The 9,206-nt window shown below is 68.4% G+C and carries 10 protein-coding genes; 4 read left to right on the top strand and 6 right to left on the bottom strand.

From position 1 onward, the window contains the following. Window positions 1-143 precede the first annotated feature (143 nt). Complete coding sequence (locus NS334_RS12310) at window positions 144-2,006, top strand: alpha/beta hydrolase family protein (protein ID WP_241491934.1); 1,863 nt, start codon at window positions 144-146, stop codon at window positions 2,004-2,006. A gap of 162 nt (window positions 2,007-2,168) precedes the next feature. On the opposite strand, the gene rpsD is transcribed toward NS334_RS12310, so the two are convergent. Continuing rightward, window positions 2,169-2,783, bottom strand: coding sequence for a 30S ribosomal protein S4 (rpsD, locus tag NS334_RS12305; protein ID WP_058756256.1), 615 nt, complete (start codon window positions 2,781-2,783; stop codon window positions 2,169-2,171). 178 nt (window positions 2,784-2,961) lie between these two features. Between rpsD and NS334_RS12300 the strand changes: the two genes are divergently transcribed. Continuing rightward, a complete protein-coding gene (locus tag NS334_RS12300; protein WP_058756259.1) occupies window positions 2,962-3,264 on the top strand; it encodes a chorismate mutase in 303 nt (100 codons plus the stop codon). A 433-nt stretch (window positions 3,265-3,697) separates the two neighbouring features. Here the strand turns inward: NS334_RS12300 and NS334_RS12295 are convergent, their stop codons facing one another. Beyond that, the gene (locus NS334_RS12295; RefSeq protein WP_241491933.1) at window positions 3,698-4,363 is read right to left on the bottom strand and encodes a murein L,D-transpeptidase catalytic domain family protein; all 666 of its coding nucleotides are present in this window, start codon (window positions 4,361-4,363) and stop codon (window positions 3,698-3,700) included. A gap of 277 nt (window positions 4,364-4,640) precedes the next feature. Here NS334_RS12295 and NS334_RS12290 point away from each other — a divergent pair, with 277 nt between their 5' ends. Further along, window positions 4,641-5,231, top strand: coding sequence for a L,D-transpeptidase family protein (locus NS334_RS12290; RefSeq protein ID WP_058756258.1), 591 nt, complete (start codon window positions 4,641-4,643; stop codon window positions 5,229-5,231). On the opposite strand, the gene NS334_RS12285 is transcribed toward NS334_RS12290, so the two are convergent. Continuing rightward, complete coding sequence (locus tag NS334_RS12285) at window positions 5,225-6,004, bottom strand: TSUP family transporter (protein WP_058756254.1); 780 nt, start codon at window positions 6,002-6,004, stop codon at window positions 5,225-5,227. The genes NS334_RS12290 and NS334_RS12285 overlap by 7 nt on opposite strands. A gap of 99 nt (window positions 6,005-6,103) precedes the next feature. On the opposite strand from NS334_RS12285, the gene NS334_RS12280 reads away from it, so the two are divergent. Further along, complete coding sequence (locus NS334_RS12280) at window positions 6,104-6,808, top strand: NAD-dependent deacylase (RefSeq protein ID WP_058756253.1); 705 nt, start codon at window positions 6,104-6,106, stop codon at window positions 6,806-6,808. Between the two features lie 7 nt (window positions 6,809-6,815). On the opposite strand, the gene rnhA is transcribed toward NS334_RS12280, so the two are convergent. The 3 genes from rnhA to ispH are packed head-to-tail and all read right to left on the bottom strand — an operon-like array spanning window position 6,816 to window position 9,166. Beyond that, entirely contained in the window at window positions 6,816-7,277 is a 462-nt protein-coding gene (gene rnhA / locus NS334_RS12275; protein WP_058756252.1) for a ribonuclease HI, read from the bottom strand. Next, a complete protein-coding gene (gene thrB, locus NS334_RS12270) occupies window positions 7,274-8,227 on the bottom strand; it encodes a homoserine kinase (RefSeq protein ID WP_058756251.1) in 954 nt (317 codons plus the stop codon). Before thrB ends, rnhA begins: the two co-directional genes overlap by 4 nt. A 6-nt stretch (window positions 8,228-8,233) precedes the next feature. Next, window positions 8,234-9,166 carry a 4-hydroxy-3-methylbut-2-enyl diphosphate reductase gene (gene ispH, locus NS334_RS12265; RefSeq protein WP_083500446.1) on the bottom strand — a complete coding sequence of 311 codons (933 nt, stop codon included), beginning with the start codon at window positions 9,164-9,166 and terminating at the stop codon, window positions 8,234-8,236. Between the last annotated feature and the right edge of the window lie 40 nt (window positions 9,167-9,206).

Genomic DNA, 9,206 nt, shown 5'->3' with positions numbered 1-9,206 from the left:
ATACTATCCTGTTCGTCGGCAGCGTCAGAGGTTTATAAGGGACAGGGGCGGCGCTGGGGGCGCTGCTGGCGGGGACGAGTGCGATCGCGCAGACCGGAGGCGCGGGCGACGATCTGGCGAAGAAGTTCGGCGCGCGCGAGGCGGTGTCGGAGATCAGCCTGTCGCCGGACGGCGGGCGGATCGTCTATGTCACGCCGCAGGGCACGCGCGGCAGTTCGGCGGTTGTCTTCGACCTGACGAGCGACAAATCGTCCGCGATCGGGCTGAGCGACGGCGCCCGGCTGTCGCCGGTGTCGTGCGGCTGGGCGTCATCGGCCCGGCTGATCTGCAAATTCTACGGCATCGGCGATGTCGGCGCGGTTCGGGTGTCGTACACCCGGCTGCTGGGGTTCGACGCCGATGGTACCCATGCGCTGTATCTGGGACGCAAGTCGTCGGATTCCGACCGGATCAACCAGTTCGACGGCAATGTGATCGACTGGCGGTCCGGCGACGGCAAGGTGTTGATGGCGCGCAACTTCGTTCCCTCGAACGGCGCGATCGGATCGAACATCCGCGGCGATTATCGTCAGGGGCTGGGCGTCGAGCTGGTCGATGCGACAACCGGGCGGGGCCAGATGGTCGAGCGCCCCGATACGGACGTCGACGAATATTACGCCGATGGACAGGGCAGCATCCGGATGAAGTCCGAGATGCCGACGCACGCCGACGGGCAGCTGAAGGGCGATGTGATCTATTCCTATCGCCCGACCGGGCAGGCGGCGTGGAAGCTGTTCAGCAAGTCGCTGCGCGATGACAAGGATTCGCTCGATCCACTGGGCGTGGACGGCACGCGCGACGTGGCGTTCGCGGCGAAGCGCCTGAACGGGCGGCTGGCGCTGTACAGCGTCGCGCTGGACGGGTCGATGAAGACCGAGCTGGTGTCGAGCAACCCGGAGGTCGATGTCGCGTCGATCGTGCGGATCGGGCGGCACGGGCGGATCATCGGCGCCACCTATGTCACCGACCGGCGGCAGATCGATTATTTCGATCCCGAATACAAGAAGCTGGCGGCGTCGCTGGCACGTGCCCTGCCGAAGACGCCGCTGATCCGGCTGCTGGATGCCAGCGCCGACGAAAGCAAGCTGCTGGTCTATGCCGGCAGCGATGTCGATGCCGGCACCTATTACCTCTATACCAAGGCGACGCGGAAGCTGGACGGGTTGATCGACGCGCGTCCCGAACTGACGGGCGTGTCGCTGGGGCAGATGAGCGCGGTGCGCTTCCCGGCGGCGGACGGCACGATGGTGCCGGCGTATCTGACGCTGCCCCCCGGCGGCGCGACCAAGGGACTGCCCGCGATCGTAATGCCGCACGGCGGCCCGAACTATCGCGACGAATGGGGGTTCGACTGGCTGGTGCAGTTCTTCGCGGCGCGGGGCTATGCGGTGCTCCAGCCGCAGTTCCGCGGGTCGAGCGGCTATGGCGACGCGTGGTTCGCCAATAACGGTTTCCATTCGTGGGAGCTGGCGATCGGCGACGTGAGCGACGCCGGGCGCTGGCTGGTCAAGCAGGGGATCGCCGACCCAGGCAAGCTGGGGATCGTCGGATGGTCCTATGGCGGCTATGCGGCGTTGCAGAGCAATGTCGTCGATCCCGACCTGTTCAAGGCGGTGGTGGCGATCGCGCCCGTCACCGATCTGGGGCGGACCAAGGATGAGGCGGAGGGCTTCTCCAACCACGATCTGGTCGAGCGGCAGATCGGGTCGGGCGAGAACATCACCAAGGGATCGCCCGCGCGCCACGCCGACCGCTTCAAGGCGCCGGTGCTGCTGTTCCATGGCGACACCGACATCAATGTCGGGGTCGGACAGTCGCGGCTGATGGACCGGCGGCTGCGCGCCGCCGGGAAGAAGTCGACGCTGGTGGTGTTCCCGAAGCTGGACCACCAGTTGAACGACAGCACGGTGCGGGCCGAACTGCTGTCGAAGAGCGACGCTTTCCTGCGGGCGGCGTTCGGGGAATAGGGGAGCGATCCGTCGTCTCTGCGGGGACGGCGGATAACGAAGAGGGCGGCCCGTTGCGGGGCCGCCCTCTTGTCTTTGGCGTCCGGGGTGCGACGTGGCGAAGCCACGTCGTCGGTCCTCGCTTGAGCGAGGCCGGCCGGTCGTCGAATTCTACTCGTCGCCTTAGCGCGAGTAGAATTCGACGACGAGGTTCGGTTCCATCTTCACCGGGTAGGGCACTTCGTCCAGCGTCGGCACGCGGACCAAGGTGACCTTGGTGTTGCCGTCCTGCGCGACGTAATCGGGCACTTCGCGCTCGGCGAGCTGCTGCGCTTCCATGACCAGCGCCATTTCCTGCGCCTTCGAGCCCAGCGAGATCTCGTCGCCGACGTTGCAGCGGCGCGACGCGATGTTGCACTTCACGCCGTTGACGCGAATGTGGCCGTGGCTGACCAGCTGGCGCGCGGCCCAGATCGTCGGCGCATACTTCGCGCGATACACGATCGCGTCGAGGCGGCGCTCCAGCAGGCCGATCAGGTTCTGCGAGGTGTCGCCCTTCATGCGCGACGCTTCGTCATAGGCGTGGCGGAACTGCTTTTCCGTCACGTCGCCGTAATAGCCCTTCAGCTTCTGCTTGGCGCGCAGCTGGATGCCGAAGTCCGACATCTTGCCCTTGCGGCGCTGACCGTGCTGGCCAGGGCCGTATTCACGCTTGTTGACCGGGCTCTTCGGGCGGCCCCAGATGTTCTCGCCGAGACGACGGTCGAGCTTGTACTTGGCGCTATGGCGCTTCGACATGATAGTTCCTTGGCAATATGCGAACGACGTTGACCCCGGTATCGCGCCGCCATCGAAAACGATGACAGGCCCGCCGCTTCACCGGGATGCGGGGGCGATTGCGAAGCGGCGCGCCTAGCCGGCTCCGTCATCCAAGTCAAGCTGGACAGGCGCGGTGGCAGTCGCCAAGCAGCGGCGCATGAGCGAGATCCTGTCCGGCCCCGACTGCACCACCATGACCGAGGTCCGCGCCGGCGTGGACGCGCTGGACCGCGAACTGGTCGCGCTGTTGCGCCGCCGGTTCGACTATATGGACGCCGCCGCGCGGATCAAGCCGGCGCGCGGCGCGGTGCGCGACGAGGCGCGCAAGGCGCAGGTGATCGAGCAGGCGCGCGCGGAGGCGGAGCGGCTGGGACTGCCCGGTGAGGCGGTGGCGGCCATGTGGGAGACGCTGGTCGAGGCGTCGATCGCCTATGAGTTGCGGGCGTTCGACGCGCGCTAGCAGCGTGCGATTAGGGACGCGTTCGAAACACCGGCGACCATCGCTTCGTCATGCCGGACTGGTCCCGATATCCACTGTGCCGCCGATCCACGAACATGTGCTTCGGCAATGACCGGTCCTCCCGGAACCGGTCGTGAGATCGGCGAGCGTCGAGGGATCGCGGCGAGCGATCCGTCACCCCGGTGCAGGCCGGGGTCCATGGTGCCGCGAACCCAGCGGCCTGAGCGCCTGCGGAGATATGGCATGACGGGAGGACTATTTCTGTGGTGTCGCACCCGTCCCAGGTGACGCGTCGACTGGGGCGGGTGCCGCGACGTTCACCGAATCCTCGCGGAGAAGGGCATTTACCTGACGCTTACTTAAATATTGTCAGCTTCGCGGGAGGCAGGCCCCCGGCCTTCGCCGGGGTGACGGGCGTGTCGTCCGGACCGTCTTACACCTTCGCGGCGTAGATCATCCGGCCCGGCCCGAGCCGCTCGAACACCTCGGTCAGCTCGCTTTCACCGACCGCGAAACAGCCCTGGCTGCGGCCGAGCATGCCGCGCTCGCGGATCATGTCGGGATTGGCGTACCAGGCGGCATGGACGACGATCGCGCGATCGAGCGCATTGTCGTTGGTCGGGTCCAGCCCCAGCAGCCGCTGCGACCGGCCATGCTTGCCGACATAATAATCGGCGGTCGCGAACGCGCCCTCGCATGAGGCGTTCGAGCCGTTCTGGTTCGAGAAGCGCTGCAGATAGCCGGTGTGCGCCGGGTCCGATCCGCTGCCGTGCGCGACCAGCTTCGACACGGTGCGCCCGCTTTCCAGGTTGATGAGGTGGAAGCGCGGCGTGTTCGATCCGGCCGAGAAGTCGGCGACCGCCATCCGATCGCGCTTGGCGATGCGGCTGCCGTGGCGTTCGAGCGCGGCGAGCGCGCGCTGCAGCAGCTGCGGATTGACGCCGGGCGCGTCGAGCGTCGGCTGCACCGTCGCGCTGGCGATCGCCGGCTGTGCCGCGGGCGTGCGCGACGGGTTGAAGAAATCGTCCGGCAGCAGCGATTCCGGCGCACCGCGACGCGAGGCGTCACGCATCCCCGCCGACACGGCTCCCGGGATCATCAAGGCGCCGGCGAACAATCCACCGGTCTTCAGCAAAGCACGTCGCGAAGTGGCCGTATCCTGCGGCATGGTCATGAGTAACGCTAATCCCCGCTCCAATACCGGGCATGTACCACGGAACAGGTTAAGTATCGTCAACGTTTACCAGCGTTTGAGTCCCGCCCGCGCGCATTTGCCGTGATTGATGAACGCTTCGTCGCCCGGCACCGAAACGATGGCGGTGCGTTTCGTCAACGAAGCGGCCCGGATCGGCCGGGCGCGCCGGAGACCTGACGCCATGCGCCGAATCGCCCCGTTGTTCCTCGCCCCGCTGCTGCTGGCGGGCGTCCATGCCCCCGCGCAGGCGGCGGCGATGGACGCGCTGGCGATCACCGAGGCGGCGGCGCAACTGCCGCCCAACCGCTTCCTGTGGAGCGACGATCCGGCGGCGTCGGGTGCGATCAGCGTGTTGATCTCGATCCCCGACCAGCGCGCCTATGTGTTCCGGGGGCGGCGTTTGATCGCCGCCTCGTCAGTGTCGACCGGATCGGACGAGAATCCGACTCCGACCGGTACGTTCACGATCCTGCAGAAAAACGCGCAGCACCGCTCCAACCTGTATGACGATGCGCCGATGCCGTACATGCAGCGGCTGACGTGGGACGGGGTGGCGCTGCACGCCGGGGCGAATCCGGGCTTTCCGGCGTCGCACGGCTGCATCCGGTTGCCCACCGCATTCGCCAAGAAGCTGTTCGCGGCGACGCGGCTGGGCGCAACCGTCGAGGTGACCGACGAAGCCTATGTCGCGGGTGCCTACACCCCGATCGACGACGCCGCGATCACCGCGCGCGCCAATGCGCTCGGCCGCGAGATCGCCAGCCGTCAATAGCCGAGCGCCTGGCGCAGCGGATTGGCGGGGTCGGCGAGCAGCTTCACGGTCAGCCCGATCGACATGACGACCAGCAGGACGCGCACGCCCTTGCCGCCGAACCGCAGCGCCGCCCAGGTGCCGCACTGATTGCCCGCGACGTTCGCCACCGCCATCGCGCCGCCGAGCAGCCAGAGCACCTTGCCGCCCGCGATCATCGCGACGAGCGCGGCGATATTGGTGGCGAGGTTCAGGAACTTGGTGTTGGCGATCGCGCGCACCAGCCCCAGCCCGCCCAGCGCGACCAGGGCCGTGGTCAGGAACGATCCGGTGCCGGGACCGAAGAAGCCATCGTAGAAGCCGAGCAGCGTCACCACCCCCGTCAGCCCGGCGCGACCGAGGCGCGCGTGCCGGTCGCTGTCGCTCATCGGCGGGGCGAGGAGGAAATAGAGCGCCATCGCGATCAGCAGGACGGGTACGAACGCGGCCAGGAAGCGCGGATTGACATGCTGCACCGCCACCGCCCCGGCCACCGCCCCGGCGAACGCGCCCGCAGCGGGGAGGGTGAAGCGGCGCAGGTCGACATGGCCGGCGCGCCAGAAGGTGGCGAAGGCCGAGGCGGTGCCTACCGCGCTCTGTAGCTTGTTGGTGGCGAGCGCCGCGACCGGCGGCACGCCCGAGGCGAGCAATGCCGGGATGGTCAGCAACCCGCCGCCGCCGGCCAGCGCATCGATCGCCCCGGCCACGAAGGCGATGGCGGTGAGGAGGGCGAAGGTGTCGAAGGCGAGTTCCATGGGCGGGTCGTAGGGCGTGCGTGGCGCGACGGAAAGTCCCGGCGCCTTCCGGGAGCGGCGCCCTTTGCGCGCGATCGATCCGGGGCTATCCTCAGGCAGATGTCGGCTCCTCGCAACATCGTCATCCTGACCGGGGCGGGGATTTCCGCCGAGAGCGGCATCGCGACCTTTCGCGGACCGGGCGGATTGTGGGAGGGGCACCGGGTCGAGGACGTGTGTACGCCCGAGGCGCTCGCGCACGATCCGGCGCTGGTGCACCGTTTCTACGATCTGCGGCGCGCAGCACTCGGGGGCGTGGCGCCGAATGCGGCGCATCTCGCGCTGGCGCGGCTCGACCGGGAATGGGCGGGCGAGCTGCTGATCGTGACGCAGAACGTCGACGACCTGCACGAGCGGGCGGGGGCGCGGCGGATGCTGCACATGCATGGCGAGCTGACGTCCGCCTTGTGCGCGGCGTGCGGGGAGCGGCTGCGGTGGACGGGCGCGCTGCCGCCGGGCAGCGTCTGTCCGGCGTGCGGGGAGGGGGCGCTACGGCCCGATATCGTGTTCTTCGGCGAGATGCCCTATGAGATGGAACGGATCGACGACGCTTTGTCGCGCGCCGATCTGTTCGTATCGATCGGAACGTCGGGCGCGGTCTATCCGGCGGCGGGGTTCGTGCAGATCGCGCGGCACCATGGCGCGGCGACTCTGGAGCTGAATCTGGAGCCGTCGGCGGGCAGCGGCTGGTTCGACGCGACGCGGCTGGGCAGCGCGGGCACGCTGGTGCCGGCGTGGGTGGACGAGGTGCTGGCGGCGCAGTGAAGGCGCGTTACGCCGGTTGCGACACCCGTCCCGCTGCCAGCGCAGCGTCGCTCGCCAGCTTGTCGGCGCGCTCGTTCTCGGGGTGGCCGGCATGGCCCTTCACCCACTTCCATTCGACACGGTGGGGCTTTGCGGCGGCGAGCAGCGCCTGCCACAGCTCGGCGTTCTTGACCGGCTTCTTGTCGGCGGTCCTCCAGCCGTTCTTCTGCCAGCCGTGGATCCACTTGGTGAGGCCGTCCATCACATAGCGGCTGTCGGTCGACAGCGTGACGTGGCACGGCCGCGTCAGCGCGTTCAGACCCTGGATCGCCGCCATCAACTCCATGCGGTTGTTGGTCGTCTGCGCCTCGCCCCCCGACAATTCCTTCTCGTGGCGACCCGAGCGGATCAGCGCGCCCCAGCCGCCGGGACCGGGATTGCCCTTGCACGCGCCGTCGGTGAACAGCTCGACCTTCGTCAGCTCGCTCATGCGAACGCCTGCGGGTTGTCGACGTACCAGTCGAGCCGGTTGAGATAGGCGAGCGGGTCCTTGCGCATCACCAGCGCGTCGGCGGGGGTGTGCAGCCAGTCCCATGCGCGGCTGAGCAGGAAGCGGATGCACGCCCCCTCCGCCAGCACCGGCAGCGCGGCACGCTCCGCAGCGCTCAGCGCGAAGGCGGAGGCGTAGCCGTCGAGCAACGCCGCGCCGACCGCCGCATCGGGGTTCCGGCCCTGCGCGTCGAAGGTCCATGCCGAATGCATGACCGCCAGATCATAGGCGCGCACGTCGGTGCAGGCAAAATAGAAGTCGATCAGCCCGGTGACGGTGTCGCCGTGCATCAGGACATTGTCGGGGAACAGGTCGGCGTGGATCGCGCTGACCGGCAGATCGGTCGGCCACGCCGCCTCGACCCGGGCAAGCGCGCTATCGACGCGCGCGAACAGACCGGGCTGGATCGTGTCGAGATCGCGCCCGCATCGCTCCAGAAGCGGGCGCCAGGTCGTGATGCCCATCGAATTGGCGCGGGTGAGCATGAAATCGCCGAGCGCGGCGTGCATCTCGCCCATTGCGACCGCGGCGGCATGCGCCTGCGCGGGCGTGGGATGCGACACCGACACGCCCGACAGGAAGCGGATCAGGCATGCCGGGCGGCCCTCCAGTTCCTGAATGACCCCGCCGTCACGATCCGGGATCGCGGGCGGCACCGCCAGCCCGCGCGCGGCGAGATGATCGAGCAGCGCCATGAAGAACGGCAGGTCGCCCGCCGCGACGCGCTTCTCATACAGCGTCAGGATGAAGCGCGCGGCGGTGGTGTCGACGAGGTAGTTCGAATTCTCGACACCCTCGGCGATGCCCTTGACCGAAACGAGCTCCCCGGCGTCGTAGCGGGTGAGGAAGGCGGCGAGCGCCTCTGCGGAAACGTGCGTGTAGACGGCCATGATCGATCAGGCGGCGGCCTCGAGACCGCGCGGCAGCTTGAACGAGATCGTCTCGCGCGTCGTCTCCTCCTCGCGCTCCGTCACGTCGAAGCGGGTGGACAGGCGATCGACCAGCTCGCGCACCAGCAATTCGGGCGCGGAGGCCCCGGCGGTGATGCCGAGCGTGCCGACGCCGTCGAGGAAAGCCCAGTCGAGATCGGTGGCGCGCTGGATCAGCGCGGCACGGACGCCCTGCCGCTCGGCGACCTCGACCAGCCGCAGCGAGTTGGACGAATTGGGGGCACCGATCACCAGCACCGCGTCGCACGCATCGGCGATCGCCTTGACCGCCGCCTGCCGGTTGGACGTGGCATAGCAGATGTCCTCGCCATGCGGGGCCTGAATCGACGGGAAGCGGCGCTGGAGCGCGGCGACCATCGCGGCGGTATCGTCGACCGACAGCGTGGTCTGCGTCAGGAACGCGAGATTGTCGGGATCGGCGGGGTTCATCGCCTCGACATCCTCCACGGTTTCGACCAGCGACATCGCGCCCTCGGGCACCTGGCCGAACGTGCCGATCACCTCGGGGTGACCGGCATGGCCGATAAAGACGATATGGCGGCCGGATGCGACCAGCCGCTCGGCCTGGCGATGCACCTTCGACACCAGCGGGCAGGTGGCGTCGAGATAGTCGAGCCCGCGATTCTGCGCCTCGGCGGGCACCGATTTCGGCACGCCATGCGCGGAGAAGACGACCGGCGCGCCGTCCGGCACCTCGTCCAGTTCCTCGACGAACACCGCGCCCTTCGCCTTCAGCGAATCGACGACGAACTTGTTGTGGACGATCTCGTGCCGGACGAACACCGGCGCGCCATGCTTCTCGATCGCCAGCTCGACGATGCGGATCGCGCGGTCGACGCCGGCGCAGAAACCGCGCGGGGCGGCGATCAGCAATTCCAGCGGGCGACGCTGGGGGGCGGCGGCGGGGGCGGTATCGGGC

This window comes from Sphingomonas endophytica (genome assembly GCF_001476895.1).
Taxonomy (GTDB): domain Bacteria; phylum Pseudomonadota; class Alphaproteobacteria; order Sphingomonadales; family Sphingomonadaceae; genus Sphingomonas; species Sphingomonas endophytica_A.
Note: the sequence above shows the minus strand (reverse complement) of the source record. Positions and strands in the feature narration are given on the sequence as shown.